This is a genomic window from Thauera sp. 2A1 (assembly GCF_009469595.2).
Lineage (GTDB): Bacteria > Pseudomonadota > Gammaproteobacteria > Burkholderiales > Rhodocyclaceae > Thauera.
This window is the reverse complement of sequence record NZ_SSXV01000010.1, coordinates 120,230-146,057: the sequence shown is the minus strand read 5'-3', so window position 1 is coordinate 146,057 and position 25,828 is coordinate 120,230. Positions and strand designations below refer to the sequence as shown.

Below are 25,828 nucleotides of genomic sequence, written 5' to 3'. Positions count from 1 at the left end.
TCAGGGCCAGCAGACATCGGGTCTGCACAACAGGCCGGATATAAGACTGCAGCCAGATCCTCAAGCGTCAAATGCAAACTTCACTTGCCAAACCGGGAGGCGTCCATATAAGCGGGCTTGACCGCGACCCCCCCTCAAAGATTCAGCATCATCTCGTGCTCCGCCGGCAGCGGGGCGAAGCCGCGTTTCTCGTAGTGCTTGAAGATCGCCTCGACCACTTCCTCCGGCTTGTCGATCACCTGCACCAGGTCGACGTCCTCCGGGTTGATCATGCGCTCGGCCACCAGGCGGTCGCGGATCCAGTCCATCAGGCCTTTCCAGAACGGGCTGTGCACCAGGATGATCGGCATCTGCCGGCTCTTCCTCGTCTGGATCAGCGTCATCGCCTCGAGCAGTTCGTCGAGCGTGCCGAAGCCGCCCGGCATCACCACGTAGGCCGCGGCGAACTTCACGAACATGAACTTGCGCGCGAAGAAGTGCTGGAAGGTCTGCGAGATGTCCTGGTAGGGGTTGGAGCCCTGTTCCATCGGCAACTGGATGTTGAGCCCCACCGACGGGCTCTTGCCGAAATAGGCGCCCTTGTTGGCCGCCTCCATGATCCCCGGGCCGCCGCCGGAGATCACCGCGAAGCCGGCGTCCGACAACTGGCGCGCGATCTTCTCGGCCAGCATGTAGTACATGTGGTCGGCCGGCGTGCGGGCGCTGCCGAAGATGGACACCGCCGGGCGGATGGAACTCAGCCGTTCGGTCGCTTCGACGAACTCTGCCATAATTCCGAAGATTCGCCAGGACTCGCGCGCGTTGAAACGCGGCGCGCTGTCGTCCGCCAGGCTGCGGGGGAGTTTGTCTTTCGCGGTCATGTTGGTCTCGGTATTTTCTCGCCGGAAGCGCCCACACCCATTCGACCGGGCCCCTGCCCGGCGGATTCCCTGCAAGGATCGTTCAGGATGCCCACGCTGCTGCTCGTCGATGGTTCCAGCTATCTGTATCGCGCCTTCCACGCGCTGCCGGACCTGCGCAACTCGAAGGGCGAGCCGACCGGGGCGATCAGGGGAGTGCTGTCGATGCTACGTCGGCTGGAAAGCGACTACAAGGCAGAATTCCGCGCCTGCGTCTTCGATGCCAAGGGCAAGACCTTCCGCGACGAGCTGTACCCGGAATACAAGTCGCACCGCCCGCCCATGCCCGACGACCTGCGCGCGCAGATCGAGCCGCTGCACGAGGCGGTGCAGGCCGAAGGCTGGCCGCTGCTGGCGATCGAAGGCGTGGAAGCCGACGACGTCATCGGCACGCTCACCCGCCAGGCGCACGAGCGCGGCTGGGAAGTGGTGATCTCCACCGGCGACAAGGACCTCACCCAGCTCGTGCGCCCTGGCGTGAAGTGGGTGAACACGATGAGCGAGGAAGTGCTGGACGAAGCCGGCGTGGAAGCCAAGTTCGGCGTGCCGCCCGAACGCATCGTCGACTACCTCGCGCTGGTCGGCGACACGGTGGACAACGTGCCCGGCGTGGAAAAGTGCGGCCCCAAGACCGCGGTGAAGTGGCTCGCCGAATACGGCACACTCGACAACCTGGTCGCCAATGCCGACAAGGTGGGCGGCAAGGTCGGCGAGAACCTGCGCAAGCACCTGGATTTCCTGCCGCTCGGCCGAACGCTGGTGACCGTGGCCACCGATGTCGCGCTGCCGGTTGCGCTCGACGAGCTGCCCGCGCGCGACGACGACAAGGCCGCGCTGCGTGCGCTGTACGAGCGCTTCGAGTTCCGTGGCTGGCTGAAGGACCTGGACGAGCTGGCAGCCGCCTCCGTAGGAGCGGGCTTGACCGCGATCCGGGCGGAACGGTCGATGAAGGCGCTGGTCGCGGTCAAGCCCGCTCCTACAGAACCGATCGAAGACGCCGGCGAACCCGGCGCCCACCGCGGCGGCTACGTCACCATCCTCGACTGGCCCGCCTTCGACGCCTGGCTGGCGAAGATCCAGGCCGCCGAACTGACCGCCTTCGACACCGAAACCACCAGCCTCGACCCGATGGCCGCGCGCCTGGTCGGCATGTCCTTCGCCGTCGAGCCGGGCGAGGCCGCCTATCTGCCGCTGGCGCATCGCGGCGCGGACGTCGCTCAACAACTGCCGCTCGCCGACGTGCTCGACAAGCTCAAGCCCTGGCTGGAGTCGGACGGCCACGCCAAGGTCGGCCAGAACCTCAAGTACGACGCCCACGTGCTCGCCAACCATGGCATCGCGCTGCGCGGCATCGCGCACGACACGCTGCTGCAGTCCTACGTGCTGGAGTCCGACAAGTCGCACGACATGGACTCGCTCGCCAAGCGCCACCTCGGCCTGACGACGATTCCCTACACCGACGTTTGCGGCAAGGGCGCCAAGCAGATCGGCTTCGACGAAGTGGCGATCGACCGCGCCACCGAATACGCCGCCGAGGATGCCGACATCACGCTGCGCCTGCACCGCAAGCTGTGGCCGCAGGTGGAGGCCATCCCGGCGCTCGCCGCGCTGTACCGCGACATCGAACTGCCCACGCTGGCGGTGCTGCTGGAGATGGAGCGCACCGGCGTGCTCATCGACCCCTTCCTGCTCGCCAGTCACAGCGAGGAGCTCGGCCGCCGCCTGATGGAGCTCGAGCGCGAGGCGCACCAGTTGGCCGGCCAGCCCTTCAACCTGGGCTCGCCCAAGCAACTCGGCGAGATCCTGTTCGGCACGCTGGGCCTGCCCATCGTCAAGAAGACCGCCACCGGCCAGCCCTCCACCGACGAGGACGTGCTCACCCAACTCGCCGAGGATTACCCCTTACCGAAGCTGCTGCTCGAGCACCGCAGCCTGTCCAAGCTCAAGAGCACCTACGCCGACAAGCTGCCGCGCATGGTCAATCCGCAGACAGGCCGGGTGCACACCAGCTTCTCGCAGGCCACCGCCGTCACCGGGCGGCTCGCCAGCTCCGAGCCCAACCTGCAGAACATCCCGATCCGCACCCCCGAAGGCCGCCGCATCCGCGCCGCCTTCATCGCGCCGCGCGACCACCTCATCGTGTCGGCCGACTACTCGCAGATCGAGCTGCGCATCATGGCCCACCTGTCGGGCGACGCCCGCCTGCTCGAAGCCTTTGCCCACGGAGAGGACGTGCACCGCGCCACTGCCGGCGAAGTGTTCGGCGTGCCGCCGGCCGAAGTCAGCAGCGAGCAGCGCCGCTACGCCAAGGTGATCAACTTCGGCCTCATCTACGGCATGAGCGCCCACGGCCTGGCGAAGAACCTCGGCATCGACCGATCCGCCGCCGCGGGATGGATCGACCGTTACTTCGCCCGCTACCCCGGCGTCGCCGACTACATGGAACGCACCCGCGTCGAGGCGCGCGAAAAAGGCTATGTGGAGACCGTCTTCGGCCGCCGCCTGCACCTGCCCGACATCCGCGCCCAGCAAGCCGGCCGCCGCCAGGCCGCCGAACGCGCCGCGATCAACGCGCCGATGCAGGGCACCGCGGCGGATCTCATCAAGCGCGCGATGATCGCGGTGAGTGCGTGGCTGAAAGCCTCAGGCGTAAAGTCACGGTTGATCCTGCAGGTGCATGACGAACTCGTGCTGGAAGTGCCGAACGGCGAACTGGAGCTGATCCGCGTCGAACTGCCGAGGCTGATGGCCGGCGTGGCACAACTGGCGGTGCCGCTGCTGGTGGAGGTGGGGGCGGGGGCGAACTGGGATGAGGCGCATTGAGGGCGACACATGGCCGTGTTCGCTTGCGCCGCGAAGGCGGCAAGCCAATCCGGAGATATGCGTATGAAATAGAATGTGGTTCCGCCCAAGATCACCGACGTCGGCATGCCTTCACCCCACGATACCGGCTACAAGCTGCTTTTCTCCCATCCCGAGATGGTGCGCGATCTCCTGCTGGGCTATGTGCCGGGCGACTGGGTGGCGGATGCCGATTTCTCCACGCTGGAGCATGTGAACGGCAGCTACGTGTCGGAATCGGAACGCCAGCGCCATGACGACATGGTGTGGCGGGTGAAGGTGCGGGAGCGCTGGCTGTGGGTGTATCTGATCCTGGAATTCCAGAGCGAACCCGATCCCTGGATGGCCGTGCGGATGATGGTCTATGTCGGGCTGCTGGCACAGAACCTGATCCGTGAGGGTGAAGTGCAGGAAGGCAGGCTGCCGCCCATCCTGCCCATCGTGCTGTACAACGGCTTGCCCGAGTGGAAGCCGCCGGTGGACGTGGCCGATTGTTTCGTCGCGCCGCCCCGCGGGCTGGAACCGTTCCATCCGCGGCTGCTCTACCATCTGCTCGACGAGGCGCGCCTGAAGCTGCATCCGGTCGATACGGTGCGCAATTTCAGCGAGGCCCTGTTCAGCCTCGAGCGCGGGCAGTCGGTGGGCGAAGTGCGCCAGGTTCTGCAGGCGCTCGACAAGATGATGCGCAGCCCCGAACTGCAGTCCCTGCGCCGTGCCTTCGGAGTGTGGGTGAAGTCCCTGTTGCGCCGCAAGGCGCCGCCCTCTACCATCGAAGACATCAATCGAATCAACGACATCATGGAGGCCGACACGATGTTGGCAGAACGCATCGAAGGCTGGTTCGACGAAGCAACCCGGAAAGGGCGCCTGCAAGGACGTCTGGAGGGCCGGCTTGAGGGCCGGCTCGAGGGTCAATTGCAGGGCCGTCTGGAGGGCGAAGCGCGCGTGCTTGCTCGCCTGCTCACCCGTCGTTTCGGCGAGTTGCCCGACTGGGTCGGTGTGCGTCTGAATGAAGCCACCGAAGAGCAACTGGTGTGCTGGACAGAAGCGGTGCTCGACGCGCCGAGCCTGGCCGCCGTGTTTGTCGAACCACCGGCCGACCACTGATCCCAGGATCGACACGGCTTGCCTGATACGGGTCGTCGATCGGCGCGAAGATGGCTACGGTTCGTCTTGTGCCGCACCGCGGACGGCACGCAAGGCGTCGCGCAATTGACGCAAACGCTGGCGGTCTGGAATGTCCGTGTCGCGGGTTGTCTGCTTGGTCATCAACATGCCGTCGATGTCGAGCGTCGAGATGGGTATGCCATCGAAAATCACGGTCTGGATGTGAGCGCGCAGTTCTTCGAAGGCGTGGCCGGCAGCAACAAAGAGGAGGTTGATGCTGATCTCACCGTCCGCTGCAGTCGAAAAGCCCTGATCCAGCCACTCCCGCTTGAGATCTTCAAGTACCGCACGGGTTTCGGGAATGGCCGCGAGTGCCTCGAGAAGGCGGGCGTTATTGCCGGCATCGATCGGCAACAGCAGGTCGATATCCTTCGTCGCTCGCGGGAAACCATGCAACGCCATTGCGATGCCGCCAATGACGGCGTATTCCACCCCGTGATCCTGGAGCGTCTTTGCGAGGCGCCTGATATCGGTGGTGTCAGGCGCCCTTTTCTTGCGGCTGGCCGGCATTCATGCTTCTTTTCAACGCCAGCCGCACGGCGCGTGCAAGCTCTTGTTCATCGTCATAACGTTGCTTGTCCGCCGGAGTCTGGAAGCAACGCACTGCAGGTTGAAAGGGCTCGTTGTCCGCATCGAAGACGCCACCTGCCAATGTCTGCAGCGGGGTGAGCGTATGCTTGAGCCACGAACTGAATGCCGCAGGGCTCATCGCACGAACGCGCAGCGCTTCATGAAGCTCCCTGTTGCATTGATGGAGCGACATCGCGTCGAGGTCGGCGAACGTCTGGGCGCCCATTGGAGTTCCTGTCGGATGACGTGGACGGAGTCTAGATGGCGCCTTGGTGAAGTTCAACCGTGGCCGAAGCTGTCGGCGGGGTCCGGGCGAATGGGTGGCGGACGCCGATTTCGCCACGCTGGAGCATTTGAACGGCAGCCACGTGTCAGAATCCGAGCGCCAGCGCCATGACCACATGGTGTGGCGGGTGAAGGTGCGGGAGCGCTCAATCGAACCACCGGCCGATCACTGATCCCGACATCGGGCAGGGTTGCTCCGCAGTCGACGATCGACGAGCGGGCCGCTCGTCGGCCGGCGTCAATACTCCGGCTTCGGCAGCCGCGCCACCAGCGCATCCCAGGCGATGACCACGTCCGGCAGCACGCCGATCGGCGTTTCGCCCTTCAGCTCGAAGATCTCAGGCCTGCCGTACTGGCCGTCAATCAGTGCATAGATGGTCACCGTGCGGTCCTGCGGGTGCACCAGCCAGTATTCGGCCACGCCGGCGCGCTCGTAGATGCGGCGCTTGACGATCTGATCGTGCGCGGCCGTGGCGGGCGAGAGCACCTCCACCACCCAGTCGGGCGCGCCGCAGATGCCGCGGCGGTCGGTCTTCGCGGGGTCGCACACCACCAGCACGTTGGGCTGCACCACGGTGTCGATGGCGTCGTCTCCGGCATTGCCTTGGTCGTGGCGCGGCAGGCGCACATCCACCGGGGCGATGAACGGGCGGCAGGGCTTGCCGTCAAGCTGGTTGGCGACCTGGCGGTAGATTTCACCGGCGATGTCCTGATGGTCAAGCGCGGGCGCCGGCGCCATCAGAAAGGCCTCGCCGTCGATCAGCTCGTAACGCACGTTTTCCGGCCAGGTCAGGCAGTCGGCATAGGTGTAGCGGTGATGATCGCGAAGCGCCAGGCCCATGGTTTCGTTCCCCGATGTCGAGGTCCTATTCAAGCCCGGATCGGGCGCGGCGGCAAGCGGGTGATTGCACGAATGAGTGCTCTGAAAATGACGACAAAAAGTTTCTTACATCTGAACTCTGGTCCATTCCGCTGCAGCTCGTGCCGCGCCAGCCCGTGTCCTGCCGTCCGTGTCGATGTCGGATGGCCTGCGCCATGGCGTGCTATTACCTTGGTGATCTATCGGAAATTGCTGCTGCAATGCGATAATTCCATTCCTTTAAACAGACATGCTCGACTCGGCTCCCGAAGCCCGCCACGCCGCAGGCCAGAGGAGGGCGGTGTCGTCGCGCTGCATGTAGCTCCACAACAGCCACTTTTGTCTCAAATGTCAAAAATCATGATCACTCTCAAGGACATCAGGCTTGCAGTCATCGGCCTCGGCTACGTCGGTCTTCCGCTTGCGGCAGAGTTCGGCAAGAAGCGCCCGGTTGTCGGTTTTGACATCAACGCCAAGCGGATCCATGCGCTGCGTGACGGCCACGATTCGACGCTCGAGGTGTCCGATGAAGAACTGCGCGAGGCGAAGGGGCTACGCTTTACCGCAGAAGTCGCTGACCTGGCAGGCTGCAACGTGTACATCGTCACCGTTCCGACCCCGATCGACGAACACAAGCGCCCCGACTTGACGCCGCTGGTCAAGGCGTCGGAAACGATCGGCAAGGTTCTGAAGAAGGGCGACATCGTCATCTACGAATCGACGGTGTATCCCGGCGCCACCGAGGAGGACTGCGTGCCGGTGCTCGAGAGGGTGTCGGGCCTGCGCTTCAACGAGGATTTCTACGCCGGCTACAGTCCGGAGCGCATCAACCCGGGCGACAAGGAGCATCGCGTGTCGACGATCAAGAAGGTCACCTCCGGCTCGACAGCCGAGGTGGCGGAGTTGGTCGATTCTCTGTACCGCCAGATCATCGTCGCGGGGACTCACAAGGCACCCAGCATCCGCGTTGCCGAAGCGGCCAAGGTCATCGAGAACACCCAGCGCGACCTCAACATCGCGCTGATGAACGAGCTCTCGGTGCTCTTTGCCCGGCTCGACATTGATACGCTCGCGGTGCTCGAAGCCGCGGGCACCAAGTGGAACTTCCTGCCGTTCCGGCCCGGTCTGGTGGGCGGGCACTGCATCGGCGTCGATCCTTACTACCTAACCGACAAGGCCGAGAAGGTGGGCTACATCCCGCAGGTTATCCTTGCCGGCCGGCGCATCAACGACAACATGGGGCGCTATGTTGCGCGCACCACGATCAAGAAGATGGTGCGCAACGGCATCGACGTCACTCGCGCCACGGTTGGCGTGCTCGGCCTGACCTTCAAGGAAAACTGCCCAGACATCCGCAACAGCAAGGTCATCGACATCATCCGCGAGTTCCAGGACTTCGGCATCCATGTCGTTGCGGAAGACCCTTATGCCGATCCGGAAGAACTTGCATACGAGTACCCCGGGGTCGAGATCGCACCGGGTGACTCGGGTTCGTCCGTTGATGCGCTGATCGTCGCCGTCGCCCACGACGAATACAAGACGCTGGATGCGGACGGACTCAAACGCCGGCTCAAGGGATCGAAACCGGTCCTGGCCGACGTCAAGAGCCTGTTCGACCCGGATCAACTGGCCCAAGCCGGCATCACTGCCTGGAGACTGTGACATGCACTTCGCCCCTCCGATCACCGACCGCAAGGTTCGCTTCGCCCTCGTCGGCTGCGGCCGTATCGCGCAGAACCATTTCGCGGCCATGGCGAAGCATGCCGACCGCTGCGAGATCGTCGACGTATGCGACATCAACCCCGCGGCACTCGCTGCGGCGGTCGAGAAAACCGGCGCGCGCGGCCATGGAAGATTGTCCGACCTCCTGGGACATACGAAGGCCGACTGTGTGATCCTTACGACGCCCAGCGGCCTACATCCTGCCCAGGCAATCGAGATCGCTGAGGCCGGCCGGCACGTGATGACCGAGAAACCCATGGCCACGCGCTGGCAGGATGGCCTGAAGATGGTCGAAGCCTGCGACAAGGCCGGCGTGCGGCTCTTCGTCGTCAAGCAGAACCGCCGTAATGCCACGCTGCAGTTGCTCAAGCGCGCGGTGGAGCAGAAGCGCTTCGGCCGCATCTACGGCGTTGCGGTGAATGTCTTCTGGACCCGCCCGCAAGACTACTACGACAGCGCCAAATGGCGTGGCACCTGGGAGTTCGACGGTGGTGCCTTTATGAACCAGGCGAGCCACTACATCGACCTCCTCGACTGGCTGATCGGTCCGGTCGAGAGCGTGATGGCCTACACCGGCACGTTGGCGCGCGATATCGAGGTCGAAGATTCTGGCGTTGCGGCGCTGCGCTGGCGTAGTGGCGCGATGGGTACCCTTAACGTCACGATGCTCACCTATCCGAAGAACCTCGAGGGCAGCATCACGATCCTGGGCGAGAAGGGTACGGTCCGTATCGGTGGCGTCGCCGTGAATGAAATCCAGCACTGGGAGTTCGAGGACAAGCGACCGGAAGACGAGGACATCAAGCAGGCCAGCTACGCGACAACCAGTGTGTATGGCTTCGGACACCCGCTTTACTACGACAACGTGATCAACACCCTGTTTGGCGAGGCCGAAGCCGAGACCGACGGTCGCGAGGGGCTCAAGAGTCTCGAGTTGCTGATCGCCATGTACCTGTCCGCTCGCGACGGAAAGCGCATCGCCTTGCCACTGGAGTATTGAGCGGTGCGGGTGGCGGTGGTTGGGGCGGGTATCGTCGGGGCTTGCACCGCATGGGCGCTCGTTCGCAAAGGGGCGAACGTGAGTCTGTTCGAGCGCAAGCGCCCCATGGCCGAAACTAGTCGCGCGTCATCAAAACTGCTGCACGGCGGTCTGCGCTATCTCGAGCGGGGGCATGTCCGCCTGGTCGGCAAGTCCCTCCAGGCGCGCGCTGCCTGGCTTCGGCAGGCTCCGCACTTGTGCGATCCGCTCCAGTTGCTGTTACCCGTCTATGAAAACGCCGGCCGCGCTCGCTGGACCATCGGTTTGGGCATACGCCTTTACGATCTGCTGGCACGTGGTAGTGGTTTTCCGAAAGGGCGCTGGTTCACGGCCAACGAAGTTGGCGCGTTGCAGCCCGCGTTGGTTCGGACCGGTCTGCAGGGCGCGTATGCGTTCTACGACGCAAAGATGGACGATGAAGCGCTGGGCAACTGGGTAGTCGAGCAGTTCAGCGCCGCCGGTGGCGAAGTGATCTGTGGAACTGCGGTATCACATATCGATGATCTGGATGACTTCGACCGCATCGTCAACGCGACCGGTCCGTGGGCGCTCGAGCTGCGTCGCACCCAGCCCGGGCCGTCGGCCTATGCACTGGACTGGGTGCGTGGCAGCCACATCGTGCTCGACCGCCTGTGTCCGGCCGCCATGCTGCTGCAGGTACCCGGCGAGAAGCGGATCTTCTTCGTGCTCCCGCGCAACGGCCAGACGCTAATCGGCACGACCGAGATGCGTCAGGCGACCCCTGACAACCCCGGGCCCACCGAGGACGAGATCCGCTACCTGCTTGATGCATATAACCACTACCTGACCTTGCCAGCCCGGCGCAGTGATGTGGCCGATGCCTTTGCCGGCGTTCGGCCGCTCATCCGCAGCGCGGACAACCCTTCGGATGCGACCCGTGAGTGGGCCTTCGAGCGGGTGGGCAAGGTGCTGCACATATACGGTGGCAAATGGACTACCGCCCAATTGCAGGGCGAAGAAGCCGCCAAGAGGACATTGCAATGACACAAGCGAACTACACGGTTCACCCCAGCGCCATCGTCGACGACGGCGCCCAGATCGGCGAAGGTTCCCGGGTCTGGCACTTTGCCCACGTGTGCGGCGGTGCACGCATCGGCAAGGGCGTCTCGCTCGGCCAGAACGTCTTCGTCGGCAACAAGGTCGTCATCGGCGACAAGTGCAAGATCCAGAATAATGTCTCGGTGTACGACAACGTTATCCTGGAAGAAGGCGTGTTCTGCGGCCCCAGCATGGTCTTCACCAACGTCTACAACCCGCGCTCGCTCATCGAACGCAAGAGCGAATACCGTGACACCGTAGTCAAGCGTGGTGCCACCCTCGGCGCCAACTGCACCATCGTCTGCGGGACGACGGTCGGCGAATTCGCCTTCGTCGGCGCTGGGGCGGTGATCAACAAGGACGTCAAGCCCTATGCGCTGATGGTCGGCGTGCCCGCACGGCAGGTGGGCTGGATGAGCGAGTTCGGCGAGCAGATTCCGCTGCCCCTCGAAGGCCACGGCGACTACACGTGTCCCCACAGCGGGCAACACTATCGATTGAACGGCAAGACCCTGGAGCGAATCAGCCAATGAGCATCCCTTTCATCGACCTCAAGGCCCAGTACCGGGCGCTGCAGCCCCAGATCCAGGCGCGCATCAATACCGTGCTCGAGCATGGGCAGTACATCATGGGGCCCGAGGTGCGCGAGCTTGAAGCGCGTCTCGAAGACTTTACCGGCGCCAAGCACTGCATCACCGTTGCGAGTGGCACCGAAGCCTTGCTGATCAGCCTGATGGCGTTGGGCATCGGTCCGGGCGACGAGATCATCACGACGCCGTTTACCTTCGTCGCCACGGCGGAGGTGATCGTTCTGCTCGGCGCCAAGCCGGTGTTCGTCGACATCGAGCCCGACACCTGCAACATCGACGCCAGCCTGATCGAAGCCGCCATCACGCCGCGGACGAAGGCCATCATGCCGGTCAGCCTGTACGGCCAGCCGGCGGACATGGACGAGATCAACGCCATCGCCGCGCGCCACGGCAACGTCCCGGTCATCGAGGATGCCGCGCAGAGCTTCGGTGCGGAGTACAAGGGCCGCAAGAGCTGCAACCTCTCGACCATCGGCTGTACCAGCTTTTTCCCGAGCAAGCCGCTGGGCTGTTATGGCGACGGCGGTGCGGTCTTCACCAATGACGACTCCATCGCCCAGGCCTGTCGCGAGATTCGCGTTCATGGCCAGAGCAAGCGTTACGTCCATACGCGTATCGGCGTCGGCGGGCGCATGGATACGCTGCAGTGCGCCGTCGTCCTGGCCAAGCTCGATCGCTTCGACTGGGAGATCGCGCAAAGGCTCGAGATCGGGGCCCGCTACAACCGCATGCTCGATGAGCTCGGCTTTCCGCGCGTTGTTCAACGCAGCGACAGGACGTCCGTCTTCGGCCAGTACACGGTGCTGTGTGATGACCGTGAGGCCGTTCAGGCCGCGCTGCAGAAGGCCGGCATCCCGACGGCGGTGCACTACCCCGTTCCCCTCAACGAGCAGCCTGCGTACAAGCACCTCTGCTGTGCGGACTGCACCCCCCTGGCGAAGGAAGCCGCAAAACGGGTCATGAGCCTGCCGATGAGCGCAGATCTTGCGAGCGAAGACCAGAAGTCGATCTGCTCCGCGCTTCCCGCGGGAGATCGTTGATGATCAAGATTCTCACCATCGTCGGTGCGCGGCCGCAGTTCATCAAGGCTGCGGCGGTGTCTCGCGTCATTCGCAGTCAGTACGCTGGCCGTATCGACGAACTCCTCGTCCATACGGGGCAGCACTATGACAAAAACATGTCGAAGGTGTTCTTCGACGAGCTCGACATCCCGCACCCCAGATTCAACCTGGAGATCTCCGGCGGCAGTCACGGCGCGATGACCGGTCGCATGCTGGAAGCCATCGAAACCGTGATGCTGGCGGAGAAGCCGGACTGGGTCCTGATCTACGGCGACACCAACTCCACGCTCGCCGGCGCGCTGGCTGCGGCCAAGTTGCATATTCCCGTGGCGCACGTCGAGGCGGGCCTGCGCTCGTTCAACATGCGGATGCCCGAGGAGGTGAACCGCATCCTTGCCGACAGGGTGTCGAATCGCCTCTTCTGCCCGACCGAGACAGCGGTCGAGAACCTTGCTCGCGAAGGCGTCACCGCAGGTGTGTCGTTGGTGGGCGACGTCATGTACGACGTGTCGCTGTATTACCGCGACGTCGCACGATCGCGCAGCGATGCGCTTGCGCGTCTCGGTCTCGAGGAGGGCAAATACGTGCTTGCCACCTGCCATCGCGCCGAGAACACGGACGACCCGAGCCGGCTCAGGGAAATCGGGCTCGCGCTGGCCGATCTTGCGCTCAACCAGCCCGTCGTACTGCCGGTGCATCCCCGGACAGCCAAGATCCTGGCGGAGCAGGGACTGACGGCATCGATGAAGGACGTCACCCTGGTCGAGCCACTGCCCTTCCTCGACATGATCCGCCTCGAGCAGTCGGCCCGCGTCATCGTCACGGATTCGGGCGGCGTCCAGAAGGAGGCATTCTTCTACGATGTCCCGTGCGTCACGATGCGCGACGAGACGGAGTGGGTCGAAACGGTCGAATTGGGCTGGAACGTGCTGACGGGGGCGTCGCGTGAGGCGATCGTCGCCGCTGTCAGCGCTCCTGTCCGACCGGGCAGCAAGGGTGATGATCCATACGGCGATGGTGCCGCTGCGTCGAAGATTGTCGAAAGCCTGAGCGCATGACCTCGAATGATGTGGCACGCCCCGCATGCGTTTCGGGAAGCGTCGGATATTTTCGATCCATTCAATGGTCGCTTCCGGGACGACAATCTGCTGCGACGAGAAGTGTTCTCCGCTGGGTCATGCCCGGCGACGCGTGTTCATGCGTCGGAACCGGTGCGCCGCCGCGGTCGGCGGGTTGCGCCCTTGCGTGGGTAACGGGGGCCGTGATGCGGATCAGGCGCGGAGGGATTTCTCTTTCGAGACAGCTTGCGCGGAGGTTCGTCCGTTGAGTTTCCGCGCGAACGTAATCGCCATGCTTTCCGGGACCGTCCTGGCTCAGGCGATCCCGCTTCTGATGATGCCGCTGTTGACGCGTCTGTACACGCCGGAAGCGATCGGTCTGCAGACGCTATTCATGGGGTGCGCGGGGGCTTTGGGGGTGGCCGCAACGTGTCGTTATGATCTCGCCGTCGTTCTATCCGATACGGAAGAGGTGGCCGACGATGTGGCGGGGTTGGTTCTGGGAATTGCGGTGCTGGTTACGGCTGTTATCGTTCTCATCGTCGCTTCTGCGGGCGAGCCGCTGGCGGCTCTTGCCGGGCAGTCCGGTACGACGGGTTGGCTTTGGATGCTTGCACCCATGGCAGCCGGAACAGCGCTGACTCTGCTCGCTTCCGCGTATGCGGCCCGTTCCCGCTGCTTTGTTCGGATAGCGCAGGCCAGCGTTGCTAATCAGGCTGCCTACGCGATTGCGGCCGTGGCAATTGGCCTTTGTAGTGCGAGCGTTCAGGGGCTGGCTGCCGCCAAACTGATTGGCCAATGGATGGGGCTGATCGTTATCCTCCTGGCCTTTGGATTTGCCATACGTCGTGCCTTGGCGCATCACGATTGGTCGAGAATCGTCCGGGCAGGTCGATTTTATCGGCAGTTTCTTTTCTATAACGCACCGTACAGTCTCGTCGGAACCGTCGCCCGGGATATGCCGATATTTGTGTTCTCCGCGATGTCGGCCTCCGCTGCGGCAGGTTTCTACGGCTTGACGCGTACCGTGCTGTTCGCTCCCACGTTATTGGCCTCCGGAGCACTGAGCCAGGTCTTTTTCCGCGAGGCGGTATCGCTCAAGGGCTCGCCGAGATTGCAGGAGCTGACTATTTCACTACTCAAGTTCGGTTTATTGACGGGCGCTCCATTGTTTGCCTTTTGCGCAGTTTGGGGTGATGTATTTTTTGAAACGTTGTTCGGTAGCGATTGGAGGCAGGCAGGGATATTCGCCATGATCATGGCCTGCGCGGCTTGGATGGCCCTGCAGACGGGATGGCCGGAACGGCTATTCGAGGTCGCGATGCGGCAGGATGTGTCGTTCCGGGTGCAGGTCGTGGCGGACATCGTTACCGTCGCTGCCGTTACCGTGCCTTTGATCCTCGGGGCGGAGATCATCGTCGCAGTTGCTGCCTTTACGGTTGCCAACGTCCTCTACCATCTGGCGTATCTGTGCGCCATTTTTGTCGTCAGCGGGTTCTCGCTCGGCAATTTGGCGCGTGCGCTTGCAATCGGTATCGTCGGGTTTTGCGTTTCGTGTGCCGTGCTGTTCGCTCTAAGGCTTGCCACGGTTTCATCCTTGGGTGCGCTCCTCTTGGCGGCGCTGGTGGCTACTGTGGCAGCGGGCGGCTTTGCACGATATTGCTGGCAACACCTTGCCCCCATTACGCAAGCGAAGGAATGTGCATCATGATTGCAATTGTCGACTATGACGTCGGTAATGTCGGGTCGGTGCTCAATATGCTCCGTAAAGTGGGCGTCGAAGCCCGCATTACGCGCGATCCGGCTGAGTTGCGAGACTCCGAGAAACTGGTGTTGCCTGGCGTCGGCGCTTTCGATGAAGCAGTCGCCAATCTTCGCCGCTTCGAATTGGTGGATTTGCTCAACGAACTGGTGACGGAGATGCGAAAGCCAGTCCTTGGGGTCTGTCTCGGAGCGCAACTGATGACGAGATCCAGCGAAGAGGGTACATGTCCCGGCTTCGGCTGGCTTGACGCGCACATCGTGCGTTTCAAGGCTGCCGAGGGAGAATCCCTGCGCGTCCCCCACATGGGCTGGAATGTCGTCACACCAACCCGGGAGGGGATCGACATCTTCGCGAACGTGCCTCAGCCAATGCGTTTCTACTTCGTGCATTCATACCATATGGTTGCGGATGCACCCGATATCGAAGTCGGCGTGACGACTTATGGCCGGCGCTTTGCGAGCGTGTTGGGCAAGGACAATATACTCGCCATGCAGTACCACCCGGAGAAAAGTCACAAATATGGGCTGCAGATCTTCCGCAACTTTGTCGAGCGATTCCAATCGTGCTGAAGTCCCGCGTCATCCCGTGCCTTTTGCTGCGTGGCCGCGGCCTTTACAAGACCGTCCGATTCAAGGATCCCACTTACGTAGGGGATCCCGTCAATGCAGTAAAGATCTTCAACGAAAAAGAAGTCGACGAACTGATTCTGCTAGACATCGGTGCCACGCCCGAGAAGCGGGAGCCGAACTTCGACCTTATCGGGGATATCGCCAGCGAGTGTTTCATGCCGCTCACGTATGGCGGGGGTGTGACTAGCATTGATCAAATGCGCAAGTTGCACCGCCTAGGAGTGGAGAAAATCGCGCTCAATTCGGCGGCCTATCGCGATCGCAGACTGGTTGAAGAAAGCTGCTCCATATTCGGCAGTTCCAGTGTGATCGCCGCGATCGATGTCAAGAAGACCTTCCTCGGCAAGTACGAGGTGTGGATTGACGGCGGACGGACCAGAACCAAGGAAGATCCGGTTGCCTACACGCAGCAACTCGCGCGGCTCGGGGTTGGAGAGATCATGATCAACTCGATCGACCGTGACGGCACGATGTCCGGATACGATCTGGAGCTTCTGAAGAGAGTGTCCAAGGCGGTGGACACGCCGCTGATCGCCTGTGGCGGGGCTGGCAGCCTCGATCACATGTGTGCTGCAGTCGCCGAAGCCCACGTTCCCGCCCTGGCGGCCGGCAGCATGTTCGTATTTCATGGACGTCATCGCGCCGTTCTCATCAATTACCCGAATCGGTCGGAACTGGAAGCACGGCTTCCCTGAAACCGAAACGCTCTTAATAGACTACCGGCTCATTCTTCATGCAACCGCACTCCTATCAAATTTGCACTCGCTGCGTGATGGATTCCAGCGATCCCGATATTACTTTTGACGACGAAGGCGTCTGCAGTCATTGCCGGGCCTACGATCAGATGGTGCGCACCACCGTAGCCAGCGCCCAGGCGGGCCAGCGGATTGGGGAGTTGCGGGAGCTGTTCGATCGTGTGAAAGCCGAAGGCAAGAGTCACGATTACGACTGCATCATGGGGCTGAGCGGCGGCGTGGATAGCTCCTACGTCGCATATCTCGCGAAGCAGCACGGTCTGCGTCCGCTCGCGGTTCACTTCGATAGCGGCTGGAACTCGGAACTCGCAGTCCACAATATCGAGAGTATCGTCAAGAAGCTGCAGATCGATCTTCACACGCACGTGGTCGACTGGGAGGAAATGAGCGATCTTCAACTCGCCTTCTTCAAGGCGAGCGTTGCCAATTGCGACATTCCAACCGATCACGCGTTTCCCGCAGTTCTTTACCGCGAGGCCGCGCGACACAAGATCAAATACATCCTTTCCGGCACCAACTACGCGACCGAGTTCATTCTGCCGTCGGCCTGGGGGCATACGTCCAGCGACAAGCGCCACCTGCTCGACATACATCGGAAGTTCGGAACGCGTCCGTTGAAGAGCTATCCGACGATCGGATTCTTTGCACAGTACATCTACTATCCATACATTCGGGGAATCAAGACGATCCGTCCGCTCAATTACGTTCCGTACAACAAGGATGAGGCTAAGAGCACAATCGCGAGCGAACTCGGATGGCGCGATTACGGCGGAAAACACTATGAATCCGTGTTTACGAGGTTCTTCCAGGGCTACTACCTGCCCACGAAGTTCGGCTATGACAAGCGCCGCGCGCATTTCGCTACGCTCATCAACTCCGGGCAGATGACGCGCGACGATGCGTTGCGCCAACTGGGAATGCCGACCTACGATGCGGCATTGCAGCAGGAAGACAAGGCTTTCGTTGCGAAGAAGCTTGGCGTAACCGTCGCCGAACTCGATGCAGTCTTCGCGCTGCCAAACAAGCACTTCTCGGATTACGACTCGAACGAGCGTTTGTTGAAGACGGCGTTGAAAGTCAAGAGAGCGGTGTTCGGCGTATGAACATAAAAGAAAGAAAGTGCGGACAGGCAGTCAGGGAGCACAGCCTGTTTGTCATCTATTTCGTGTCGCTGGTATGGCTGCTGCTGAGTTGCATCTACTATGCGGCTAGCGCGCGAGAGAGCTTGTCATTCACGCAGCCGTTGATCGTCTACGGTGGAGCGCTGGCCGTCGCATATCTTGCAGCCACTTTCCTGTTCCGCAGTGTTGATCATCGATCATATTCTTACGTTTTTCCCCAGGATAGAGTCAGGGTCCTATTGGTGGGGCTATTCATTCTGTTCGTTGCAGTCGTCGTGATCCATCTGACGACGCTCGGGCATCTGCCTGCCTGGCTCGCATATAAGTCGAACGACAGTTACGAGATCGCCCGTATCAGGCAGGAGGGATACTATCGCCTTGCTATCTGGCAACGTTATGCTTCGGACTACGCAATCAAGGGGATCGGTCCCATCCTTCTGGTGCTTGCGGCAAGGGTTCGTTCCAGGTTTTTCTATCCGGCGCTTGCCGTAGGGCTGTTCTACACGACATCTCTGTTCGTCAAGGCCAACTCGGTTTACTTGCTGCTTCCCCTTGTCTTCTATTTCGCGCTGTCGAAAAGGTTCATTGCCGCCACTGCGATTGCATTCATGATGACTTTGTCGGTATCGCTGAACTGGGCGACTTCCAGTCCCGAGCTCAGGGATGATTTCAAGCAGGTTGCTCCAGGTGAGCAAGTCGTTCCTTCTCTGCGCGAAGAGATCGCTGGTCCCAAGTGGGAGATCAAACAGGCGGAGGCGCCCACGAGCGGAATTCCGGGATGGAGCTTGCTCATGTCGTTTCGTGAGCGGCTCGTGATCGTTCCTGCGCAGGTCACCGCGCAATGGTATTTTCAGTACGAAGATGCGTCGGAGCGCGAGGAGGGTTGCGGCTATCGCGTGCTTGCAAAACTGCTCGGTTGCGAATATGTCCATATGCCGACAAAGCTTTACGGAATCTACCATGCGGAGCTGGTCCAGCAGCGCGGCCTGACCGGTAGCCTCAATACCGGTTCATACATGCACGATTTCGGGAATTTCGGGTACGTCGGAGTCATCTTCGGCGCGGTAGTATTTGGCATCCTCTTTACGGTCGTTCGCTTCGTGTGCCGCTCGGATTCTGCGTTCCTCGCGCTCAACCTGATGCCGGTGCTGAGCCTGCCCGAGATGCCGCTTTCTACGGTTCTTAATTCAGGAGGATGGTTATTGATCATCGGCGTCTGCGTCTTCTTGCGCTATGGCGGGTTGAGGCAAGAGATACCGAGGCAGGGCGTGGAGGCGAAAGCGTGATGGCGCGTATTTGCCACTTTTCGACCGCTCACCGGGCCAATGACATAAGGATCGTCCGTAAGGAAGCCTCCGCCGCAGCGGAAGCGGGGCATGACGTGGTAGTCGTGATTCAAGGTGATCTGCCCGAAGAATGCAGCGCTGTTCGGCATGTTCGCATTGAGCAGGGGAGCGGAGGGCGGCTCAAGCGATTCCTCGTAACCGCTGCCCGGGTATATCGCTCTGCCCGTCAACAACGCGCCGACATCTATCAGTTTCACGATCCCGACCTCCTGCCGTTTGCGTTGATGCTGCGCATGGAGGGGGCTGTCGTCATTTACGACACGCATGAAGACGTGCCGCGCGACATTGTTTCGAAGCATTGGATTCCCGTCTGGCTGCGGGGGACGGTCGCGCATACGTTCGAGTTGTTCGAGGATTTCGCCGCGCGACGCATGAGTGCCGTCGTGGCGGCCACGCCCTTTATTGGTGAGCGGTTCAAGAAGCTCAACGCGCGTGCGACTGTCGTCAACAATTATCCCTTTCTCGACGAACTGGCCGAACCCGGAACCGATGTAGTACCTGCGTCGCCTGCGGAGGGAGTGGAGCGCAGCGGATTCTGCTATGTGGGAGGCGTCTCGGCGATCCGAAGTGCGTCCGAGATGGTACAAGCCTGCCATTTGTCCGGGCACACACTCCGGGTTGCGGGGCCGATCGAAACTGAGGCGTTGCGGGAGGGCTTGCGCGCCCAGAGCGGTTGGCGGCATGTGGAATACCTCGGGACATTGGGGCGCTCCGATGTGGCAAAGCTGCTGGGGAGAAGCATCGCCGGGCTGGTACTGTTTTACCCGGAGCCGAATCACGTGAATGCGCAGCCGAACAAGCTTTTCGAGTACATGTCGGCTGGCATTCCCGTCATCGCATCCAACTTCCCACTGTGGCGCGACATCGTCGAGCGCTTCGACTGCGGCATGTGTGTGGACCCGCTTGACCCAGAGGCGATTGCCGAGGCCATGTCTGCGCTGGCCGGCGACCCGGAGCGAGCGAGGAGAATGGGGCGCAACGGGCGTGATGCCGTGCTGAAGCATTTCAACTGGGAGCGTGAAAAGGCGAATCTTCTCCACGTCTATGACTCCCTTGCGCCAATCGCATCGGCGTGAATATAGGATAAGAAAATGTGTGGTGTTGCAGGTCTCATGTCCACCGAACCGAGGGACTTGAGCCCCATTTTTGATATGACCGCGGTGCAGGCCCATCGAGGGCCGGATGGCGCGGGTCATGCGCTATTCGCAGGGACTGGGAGGCCGGATCTGCTGCGTGGCGATGAAAGAAGAACCGCTGGCAGTGCCATAGGCCGGATTGCTCTCGGGCATCGGCGCCTGTCCATCATCGACTGTACCGATAGCGGTCATCAGCCGATGAGTTATGCAGATGGGCGCTACTGGATCACCTACAACGGTGAGGTCTATAACTATCGCGAATTGCGGGAAGAGTTGAGTGCTCTTGGGTATGGATTTCGCTCAGAGTCCGATACCGAGGTGATCCTGGCTGCCTACGCAGCATGGGGGGTGAATTGCTTTTCGCGTTTCAACGGCATGTGGGCCTTGGCAATCTGGGACACGCTGGAGTGCGAACTCGTCATGTCCCGGGATCGTTTCGGCGTCAAGCCCCTGCATGTGCGCACACATGCCGGAACGTTGTCTTTTGCATCCGAAATAAAAGGCGTACTCGCCGCCGCGATCGAAGGCGCGAAGGCGAATGATCGGGTGGTCCATGACTACCTGGTCTATGGCGTGGTCAATGCGAACAATCAAACTTTCTTCGATGGGATCACTGCCTTCCCCCCGGGTTGCTACGCCATCGTCTCGCCGAAGAGCCTGGTCGTCACGCCGAAGTCGTTTTGGAGTCTCGAGTTCCCGACGCTTCCGGAGACGACCTTCGAGCAGTCGTGCGAGGAGTTCCGGGAACTGATCACCTCGGCCGTCAAGTTGCGGATGCGTAGCGACGTACCCGTTGGGGCATGTCTTTCCGGCGGCCTGGATTCGTCCACTATTGTGTCCGTCATGTCCAGAGTCGCAAAGACGCCGGTCCACACATTCACGGCGAGATTTCCCGAGCCGGAGTTCGACGAGAGCGCCTGGGCGCAAATGGTGGTGGATGCCTGCGGAGCCAACGGCCATTTCTCTGAGCCTTCGGAAGCGCTCCTGATCGATGATTTCGAGAAGCTCATCTGGCATCAGGAGGAGCCGTTCTCGTCTGCGAGCATATATGCGCAATGGCTCGTAATGCGCCAGGCTCGGGAATCCAGGATTCCTGTCCTGCTCGATGGGCAGGGAGCCGACGAGATCCTCGGTGGCTATCGGAAGTTCTACGCTTTCCATGTGTTGTCGCTAATGCGCCAAGGGCGATTTCTTGGGGCCGCTCGGGAAGCGTTGGCGCTGCTCGTCAATGGCGATCGGGGTTATTTGCGCTGGCGGGAAGGGGCGCGTTACCTGCCCAGGTTCCTGCAGCCACGCACGATCGGAGGCGGCGATTTCCTGCGGCCGGATGTGCGTGCCCTTGGGGCATCGACCTCCGTGGCCTTGGGCGGAACCGGTGACATTCGTCAGCGCCAGTTGCTGGATCTGAGCCGTTACAGCGTGCCGAGCCTGTTGCGCTACGAAGACCGCAATTCAATGGCCTGGTCGATCGAGAGTCGCGTGCCTTTTCTGGACTATCGTCTAGTCGAGTTTGCGATCCGACTCCCAATCGAGCACAAGTTGCGCGGCGGCCGCACGAAGGCCGTATTGCGCAGCGGTTTGCGCGGCATCGTTCCCGATCGCGTGCTGGACCGACGCGACAAGATGGGATTCGTCACGCCCCAATCACGCTGGATGAACGGCGCTCTTGGGCAGCATGTCGAGAGCCTGTGCAACGAAGCCTCTCCAACCCTCAACAAGTGGGTGGATCTGCCGGCGCTCCTGGTTGGCTGGCGTCAGGCGACGCCCGCGCAGCGCCACACCGCCCAGGCATTGATGTTCCGGCTCGGCACGTTGGGGCAATGGCTGACCCGATTCAATGTGGCCGTGTCATGAGTTCGCCGACGATCTGGTATGTGCACCCCTATGCCGGGGGGCCGGGTGTGGGACGGTACAACCGCCCGTACGAACTGGCGCACGCTTGGCAGGCGGAGGGCGTCAACGCGCTCGTCATAACGGCCGCGTTTCATCACCTGCTCGATGAGCCGGGAAGGCATCGGGGGGCTCTCGACGTCGAAGGCGTGCCATATGAGTTTCTGCCGACCCCGGCGTATGACGGAAACGGCATTGGGCGGCTCGTGAACATGACGGCGTTTACCGCAGCCTTGCCGATTCACGCACGCCGCCTGGCCCGTAGATATGGGCGTCCCGACATGGTGGTGGCCTCTTCGCCCCATCCCTACACCTTCCTCACGAGCCACCGATTGGCACGACGCTTCGGCGCCCGATCCGTTTTCGAGGTACGCGACTTGTGGCCGCTGAGCCTTGTCGAACTGGCCGGGGTGCGTCCGACGCATCCTCTGGTGCGTGTCACCGACCGGCTGGAGCGTCATGCGTATGGGCGGGCCGATGCCGTCGTCTCGCTCTTGCCCCAGACGTTGCCATACATGGCGGAACGGGGGCTCGAAGCTTCGCGCTGGTATTACATCCCCAATGGGGTCGACACCCATGCGCCTCGGATCGACGCCATCGATAGCGAACCGGTGAAACAGGCGCAGCGCTGGCGCGCCGATGGGCGGCTGGTGGTGGTCTATGCAGGCGCGATGGGCGCACCGAATTACGTGCAGTCGCTGGTCGAATCCGTAACGCTTCTTCGTCAGCGAGGGGATGATCGCATTGCCGTCATCATCGTTGGGAGGGGGGAACAGAGCGCGGCAATCAGGCAGGAAATCGTCGAGCAAGGATTATCCGATCGGATCGCCCTGTTCGATCAGATTCCGAAGCGCAACATTCCCGCCTTGCTCGACGCGTGCCAGGTCGGCTACCTTTCGCTGCGCCCCGAACCGCTGTTTCGATTCGGTGTCAGTCCGAACAAGCTGTTCGATTACATGCTGGCACGCTTGCCCGTGCTGTTCGCCATCGAGGCCGGCAACGACCCCGTCGCCGAGTGCAACGCGGGCATTTCCGTGTCGCCGGGAGATATCCCAGGAATTGCAGATGCGCTTGCAGCTTTTGCGGACCTTCCGGAGCAAGCACGCACGGAAATGGGGCAGCGGGGTCTGGAATACGTAATGCGGCAGCACAGCTACGATGCGCTTGCAGCGCGCTATCTCGAGATACTCGACACCCAAAGGAATACGCGGTGAAGCTGATCGTCGCCGGAGGCTCCGGCTACATCGGCCGCGCACTGGTCAAGCGTGCCGCGGCTGAGGGGCACGATGTATTGGTACTGACGCGCCGGCGTGACGACGAGCTGGCGCGATATGCCGCCCAGTCGGGCTACGATGGCCCGCTCCCAGCAACCTACGTCGATGCAGATGCGTTGATCAATCTTGCCGGTCGTGCGCATGTCCATGGCCGGAGCACCGATTCCGATTTCGACGCGGCAAATTGCCAATTGCCTCTGATGCTGGCGAGCCACGTGATCGAGAATGGCATCGGCCGTCTGGTGCATGTCAGTTCGGTCGGTGTTTATGGCAACTGGAGCGCCGAACCGATCACCGAATATTCCCGGCCGTCACCGGATACGGCGTACACGAGATCCAAGCTGGCGGCGGATCAAGCCTTGGAAGATCGCTTCCGGTCCAGGCCGGATGCCTTGACGATCGTTCGTCCGCCTATGGTTTATGGTCCGGCATGTCCGGGCAACTTTATGCGGCTCCGACGACTGGTCAGACGGGGATTCCCTTTGCCATTTGGTGCGGCGCGCGCAAAGCGGTCATTCATATTCGTAGAGAATCTTGCCGACTTCCTGCTTAGATGTGCAACTCCTGGAAGGCCAGGAGGAATGTATGTGATTGGGGACGGTTCTGATTATAGCGTTTCACATCTGGTGTCAGAAATGGCGGTGGATGATGAAAAGCGCATCGCGAACATATCTGTTTCACCTTGGCTCCTTCGATTTTTTGGGCGAGCGTGCGGTTTTCAGCGAGAGATGGAAAGCCTAACTTTACCCCTAAAGGTCGATTGGGCTCACGCTCGTAAGTCATTGGGTTGGGAGCCTCCGGTAGCGCCCTCCGAGGCAATGAGAACCTCCTTGGTCGATTACGGGTAAAGATAACTCATATTTTCTCCACCCGGGAATCTTAAGCCTATTCTTTAGAAGCGGTAAAGCAAAGGCTCTCGTTAAAATAATGTGACAGGGAAGGTATGGCTCAAGAAGGCGCGCTGAATCTCGCTTATTGAAATAAACGTTTTTTGTTCTTAGGTAGGCGATAAATTTTGACTCAATAAAGGTTCCTTCATTTTTTAAGATAAATGAAGCAATCCAAAAGTTTTCGGCATTTTTTAATGCAGGCTGTTATTAATGAATGAAAAGATATTGGGATTTGATGGGTTGAGAGGTATTTCTGTTCTATTTGTAATTGCCTCTCACGCCGAGATCTGGTCTCGCATTGGTGGCGATAATGCGGCTGTCGCTTCAATTTTCAGTGCCCATGTGGGTGTAAGCATATTCTTTGTTCTTTCCGGTTCCTTGATCACACATTTGTTGATTAAAGAGAAAAAGGAGACGGGGTCGATTGACCTGCGCGCATTTTATGCACGACGTGCGTTAAGGATATTTCCGCTTTACTATCTTGCTGTCTTCTTCAGGGCAATCGCACCAACTTTACATAAGCCAACGTAATAACTCTTTAACTTTCATGGCCTTGCGAGACCCCTGTTCACATTGCCATAACTTGTGTAGTTTCCTACCTTTTTGGGCATCCCATGAAGGCAGGAAACGTCATGCCGCTGACGCAGGTGTTCGTCTCGATTTCCGACCCGCGCAGCGCGCGGCACACACGCCACGACCTGGCCGAGTTGCTGACGGTGGCAGTGTGTGCGGTACTCTCGGGCGTGGACGATTTCGTCGACATCGAACTGTGGGGCGAGGCCAAGATCGACTGGCTGCGAGGCTTCATGAAGCTTGAGCACGGCATCCCGTCTCACGACACGATCGGACGCCTGTTCGGCCTGATCGCGCCGGACGAGTTCGAGTCGGCGTTCCGGCGCTGGGTGGGCATGGTGGTGCCAGCACTGGCCGGGGTACGGTCGTGGCGATCGATGGCAAGACCAGCCGGCGCTCGGGCGGCAAGAGCAAGACCGACGCCAGTCCGCTGCACCTGGTCAGCGCGTTTGCGGCGGGCATGGGCGTCGTGCTGGGCCAGACCGCAACCGCCGAGAAGTCGAATGAGATCACCGCGATTCCCGAACTGCTCGCCAAGTTGGCGATCGAGGGCTGCGTGGTGACGATCGATGCGATGGGCACCCAAACGAAGATCGTCCGCACGATCCGCGAGCGCGGCGCGCATTACGTGCTGTGCGTAAATGAGAACCATCCGAACCTGCACGACTTGATCCTGTTCGCCAACATCGATCCACGAGGCCCGCTGACGCCGAACTCGATGCACGAGACCACGATCAAGGACCACGGCCGCATCGAAGTCCGTCGATGCCGCGCCTACGCCGCGATCGATCGCCTCTACAAGTCCGAGGACTGGCAGGATCTGGAAAGCTTTGCGGTTGTCGAGCGCATTCGCACCGTGGGCGAACACACCAGCACCGAGCGCGTCTTCTACATCAGCAGCCTGCCCGCCGACGCCGAGTGCATCGCTCGGGCCGTACGCAGTCACTGGGAGATCGAGAATCGGCTTCACTGGTGTCTGGATGTGCAATTCAACGAGGATCAGTCACGGGTGCGCAGCGGCTACGCTGCCAACAATCTCGCCATCGTTCGCCACATCGTGATGAACCTGCTTCGGCTCAACACGACGCGCAAGGCGAGCATCAAGTCCAAGCGCATGCTGGCTGCGACGATCGACGAGTTTCGGGCCGAGTTGCTTGGGGTTATGACATGAAGGTGCGATTGCCCTGGGTGTTTGCTCTATCTATCTCTCTATCTAATTGCAGATCATGCTCGACGGAGTGTCTAGCGTGTGGTGTTTCTTAGGTCTTCAGTTGCCTGAGAGGTCGGCGTCTTTTAATG

23 protein-coding genes and 1 pseudogene are annotated in these 25,828 nt (G+C 61.1%); 20 read left to right on the top strand and 4 right to left on the bottom strand.

The genetic code is table 11. From position 1 onward, the window contains the following. Positions 1-134 precede the first annotated feature (134 nt). The gene (locus GH664_RS11510; protein ID WP_153168205.1) at positions 135-860 is read right to left on the bottom strand and encodes a TIGR00730 family Rossman fold protein; all 726 of its coding nucleotides are present in this window, start codon (positions 858-860) and stop codon (positions 135-137) included. 87 nt (positions 861-947) lie between these two features. Here GH664_RS11510 and polA point away from each other — a divergent pair, with 87 nt between their 5' ends. Next, positions 948-3,722 carry a DNA polymerase I gene (polA, locus tag GH664_RS11505; protein ID WP_153168204.1) on the top strand — a complete coding sequence of 925 codons (2,775 nt, stop codon included), beginning with the start codon at positions 948-950 and terminating at the stop codon, positions 3,720-3,722. Positions 3,723-3,827: 105 nt separating this feature from the next. After that, positions 3,828-4,847 carry an Rpn family recombination-promoting nuclease/putative transposase gene (locus tag GH664_RS11500; protein WP_153168203.1) on the top strand — a complete coding sequence of 340 codons (1,020 nt, stop codon included), beginning with the start codon at positions 3,828-3,830 and terminating at the stop codon, positions 4,845-4,847. Between the two features lie 54 nt (positions 4,848-4,901). Here the strand turns inward: GH664_RS11500 and GH664_RS11495 are convergent, their stop codons facing one another. Beyond that, entirely contained in the window at positions 4,902-5,339 is a 438-nt protein-coding gene (locus GH664_RS11495) for a hypothetical protein (RefSeq protein WP_256219468.1), read from the bottom strand. Between the two features lie 46 nt (positions 5,340-5,385). After that, complete coding sequence (locus tag GH664_RS11490; protein WP_153168202.1) at positions 5,386-5,703, bottom strand: hypothetical protein; 318 nt, start codon at positions 5,701-5,703, stop codon at positions 5,386-5,388. A 46-nt stretch (positions 5,704-5,749) separates the two neighbouring features. On the opposite strand from GH664_RS11490, the gene GH664_RS11485 reads away from it, so the two are divergent. Continuing rightward, on the top strand, positions 5,750-5,935 hold the full coding sequence (locus GH664_RS11485; RefSeq protein WP_153168201.1) for a hypothetical protein: 186 nt from the start codon (positions 5,750-5,752) through the stop codon (positions 5,933-5,935). 65 nt (positions 5,936-6,000) lie between these two features. Here GH664_RS11485 and GH664_RS11480 read toward each other — a convergent pair whose 3' ends face one another. Next, complete coding sequence (locus GH664_RS11480; RefSeq protein WP_153168200.1) at positions 6,001-6,603, bottom strand: Uma2 family endonuclease; 603 nt, start codon at positions 6,601-6,603, stop codon at positions 6,001-6,003. Between the two features lie 378 nt (positions 6,604-6,981). On the opposite strand from GH664_RS11480, the gene tviB reads away from it, so the two are divergent. The 17 genes and pseudogenes from tviB (at position 6,982) to GH664_RS11395 (ending at position 25,700) form a co-directional block, all read left to right on the top strand. Continuing rightward, positions 6,982-8,283, top strand: a complete 1,302-nt coding sequence (gene tviB / locus GH664_RS11475) for a Vi polysaccharide biosynthesis UDP-N-acetylglucosamine C-6 dehydrogenase TviB (RefSeq protein WP_153168199.1) — start codon at positions 6,982-6,984, stop codon at positions 8,281-8,283. 1 nt (position 8,284) lies between these two features. Next, positions 8,285-9,343, top strand: a complete 1,059-nt coding sequence (locus GH664_RS11470; protein ID WP_153168198.1) for a Gfo/Idh/MocA family protein — start codon at positions 8,285-8,287, stop codon at positions 9,341-9,343. Between the two features lie 3 nt (positions 9,344-9,346). Then, positions 9,347-10,387 carry a glycerol-3-phosphate dehydrogenase/oxidase gene (locus GH664_RS11465; protein ID WP_153168197.1) on the top strand — a complete coding sequence of 347 codons (1,041 nt, stop codon included), beginning with the start codon at positions 9,347-9,349 and terminating at the stop codon, positions 10,385-10,387. Then, complete coding sequence (locus GH664_RS11460; protein WP_153168196.1) at positions 10,384-10,974, top strand: acyltransferase; 591 nt, start codon at positions 10,384-10,386, stop codon at positions 10,972-10,974. Before GH664_RS11465 ends, GH664_RS11460 begins: the two co-directional genes overlap by 4 nt. Continuing rightward, positions 10,971-12,071 carry a DegT/DnrJ/EryC1/StrS aminotransferase family protein gene (locus GH664_RS11455; RefSeq protein ID WP_153168195.1) on the top strand — a complete coding sequence of 367 codons (1,101 nt, stop codon included), beginning with the start codon at positions 10,971-10,973 and terminating at the stop codon, positions 12,069-12,071. The genes GH664_RS11460 and GH664_RS11455 overlap by 4 nt, the downstream gene beginning before the upstream one ends. Then, positions 12,071-13,150 (top strand): non-hydrolyzing UDP-N-acetylglucosamine 2-epimerase, encoded by a 1,080-nt coding sequence (gene wecB, locus GH664_RS11450; RefSeq protein WP_269468950.1) that lies wholly within the window; start codon positions 12,071-12,073, stop codon positions 13,148-13,150. The genes GH664_RS11455 and wecB overlap by 1 nt, the downstream gene beginning before the upstream one ends. A gap of 265 nt (positions 13,151-13,415) precedes the next feature. Beyond that, positions 13,416-14,861: a lipopolysaccharide biosynthesis protein gene (locus tag GH664_RS11445; RefSeq protein ID WP_194270389.1), complete on the top strand. Its 1,446-nt coding sequence runs from the start codon at positions 13,416-13,418 to the stop codon at positions 14,859-14,861. Then, positions 14,858-15,484 carry an imidazole glycerol phosphate synthase subunit HisH gene (gene hisH, locus GH664_RS11440; protein ID WP_153168193.1) on the top strand — a complete coding sequence of 209 codons (627 nt, stop codon included), beginning with the start codon at positions 14,858-14,860 and terminating at the stop codon, positions 15,482-15,484. Before GH664_RS11445 ends, hisH begins: the two co-directional genes overlap by 4 nt. Continuing rightward, a complete protein-coding gene (locus GH664_RS11435) occupies positions 15,478-16,239 on the top strand; it encodes an AglZ/HisF2 family acetamidino modification protein (protein ID WP_153168192.1) in 762 nt (253 codons plus the stop codon). Before hisH ends, GH664_RS11435 begins: the two co-directional genes overlap by 7 nt. A 38-nt stretch (positions 16,240-16,277) precedes the next feature. Then, the gene (locus GH664_RS11430; RefSeq protein ID WP_153168191.1) at positions 16,278-17,402 is read left to right on the top strand and encodes an N-acetyl sugar amidotransferase; all 1,125 of its coding nucleotides are present in this window, start codon (positions 16,278-16,280) and stop codon (positions 17,400-17,402) included. Then, positions 17,399-18,706, top strand: coding sequence for a hypothetical protein (locus GH664_RS11425; protein ID WP_153168190.1), 1,308 nt, complete (start codon positions 17,399-17,401; stop codon positions 18,704-18,706). The genes GH664_RS11430 and GH664_RS11425 overlap by 4 nt, the downstream gene beginning before the upstream one ends. After that, on the top strand, positions 18,706-19,842 hold the full coding sequence (locus GH664_RS11420) for a glycosyltransferase (RefSeq protein WP_153168217.1): 1,137 nt from the start codon (positions 18,706-18,708) through the stop codon (positions 19,840-19,842). The genes GH664_RS11425 and GH664_RS11420 overlap by 1 nt, the downstream gene beginning before the upstream one ends. A 15-nt stretch (positions 19,843-19,857) precedes the next feature. Continuing rightward, positions 19,858-21,756, top strand: coding sequence for an asparagine synthase (glutamine-hydrolyzing) (gene asnB, locus GH664_RS11415; RefSeq protein ID WP_153168189.1), 1,899 nt, complete (start codon positions 19,858-19,860; stop codon positions 21,754-21,756). Continuing rightward, the gene (locus GH664_RS11410) at positions 21,753-23,006 is read left to right on the top strand and encodes a glycosyltransferase family 4 protein (protein ID WP_153168188.1); all 1,254 of its coding nucleotides are present in this window, start codon (positions 21,753-21,755) and stop codon (positions 23,004-23,006) included. The genes asnB and GH664_RS11410 overlap by 4 nt, the downstream gene beginning before the upstream one ends. After that, positions 23,003-23,914 carry an NAD-dependent epimerase/dehydratase family protein gene (locus GH664_RS11405; protein WP_194270387.1) on the top strand — a complete coding sequence of 304 codons (912 nt, stop codon included), beginning with the start codon at positions 23,003-23,005 and terminating at the stop codon, positions 23,912-23,914. The genes GH664_RS11410 and GH664_RS11405 overlap by 4 nt, the downstream gene beginning before the upstream one ends. A 252-nt stretch (positions 23,915-24,166) precedes the next feature. Further along, positions 24,167-24,487 (top strand): acyltransferase, encoded by a 321-nt coding sequence (locus GH664_RS11400; protein WP_153168186.1) that lies wholly within the window; start codon positions 24,167-24,169, stop codon positions 24,485-24,487. An 83-nt stretch (positions 24,488-24,570) separates the two neighbouring features. Beyond that, a pseudogene (locus GH664_RS11395) lies at positions 24,571-25,700 on the top strand (ISAs1 family transposase). The last annotated feature ends 128 nt before the right edge of the window (positions 25,701-25,828 follow it).

Bases quoted from the DNA above. Each gene is read 5' to 3' on its own strand.
- GH664_RS11510 (WP_153168205.1), bottom strand. From the start codon at position 860: ATGACCGCGAAAGACAAACTCCCCCGCAGCCTGGCGGACGACAGCGCG.
- polA (WP_153168204.1), top strand. From the start codon at position 948: ATGCCCACGCTGCTGCTCGTCGATGGTTCCAGCTATCTGTATCGCGCC.
- GH664_RS11500 (WP_153168203.1), top strand. From the start codon at position 3,828: ATGCCTTCACCCCACGATACCGGCTACAAGCTGCTTTTCTCCCATCCC.
- GH664_RS11490 (WP_153168202.1), bottom strand. From the start codon at position 5,703: ATGGGCGCCCAGACGTTCGCCGACCTCGACGCGATGTCGCTCCATCAA.
- GH664_RS11480 (WP_153168200.1), bottom strand. From the start codon at position 6,603: ATGGGCCTGGCGCTTCGCGATCATCACCGCTACACCTATGCCGACTGC.
- tviB (WP_153168199.1), top strand. From the start codon at position 6,982: ATGATCACTCTCAAGGACATCAGGCTTGCAGTCATCGGCCTCGGCTAC.
- GH664_RS11470 (WP_153168198.1), top strand. From the start codon at position 8,285: ATGCACTTCGCCCCTCCGATCACCGACCGCAAGGTTCGCTTCGCCCTC.
- GH664_RS11460 (WP_153168196.1), top strand. From the start codon at position 10,384: ATGACACAAGCGAACTACACGGTTCACCCCAGCGCCATCGTCGACGAC.
- GH664_RS11455 (WP_153168195.1), top strand. From the start codon at position 10,971: ATGAGCATCCCTTTCATCGACCTCAAGGCCCAGTACCGGGCGCTGCAG.
- wecB (WP_269468950.1), top strand. From the start codon at position 12,071: ATGATCAAGATTCTCACCATCGTCGGTGCGCGGCCGCAGTTCATCAAG.
- hisH (WP_153168193.1), top strand. From the start codon at position 14,858: ATGATTGCAATTGTCGACTATGACGTCGGTAATGTCGGGTCGGTGCTC.
- GH664_RS11430 (WP_153168191.1), top strand. From the start codon at position 16,278: ATGCAACCGCACTCCTATCAAATTTGCACTCGCTGCGTGATGGATTCC.
- GH664_RS11425 (WP_153168190.1), top strand. From the start codon at position 17,399: ATGAACATAAAAGAAAGAAAGTGCGGACAGGCAGTCAGGGAGCACAGC.
- GH664_RS11420 (WP_153168217.1), top strand. From the start codon at position 18,706: ATGGCGCGTATTTGCCACTTTTCGACCGCTCACCGGGCCAATGACATA.
- asnB (WP_153168189.1), top strand. From the start codon at position 19,858: ATGTGTGGTGTTGCAGGTCTCATGTCCACCGAACCGAGGGACTTGAGC.
- GH664_RS11410 (WP_153168188.1), top strand. From the start codon at position 21,753: ATGAGTTCGCCGACGATCTGGTATGTGCACCCCTATGCCGGGGGGCCG.
- GH664_RS11400 (WP_153168186.1), top strand. From the start codon at position 24,167: ATGAATGAAAAGATATTGGGATTTGATGGGTTGAGAGGTATTTCTGTT.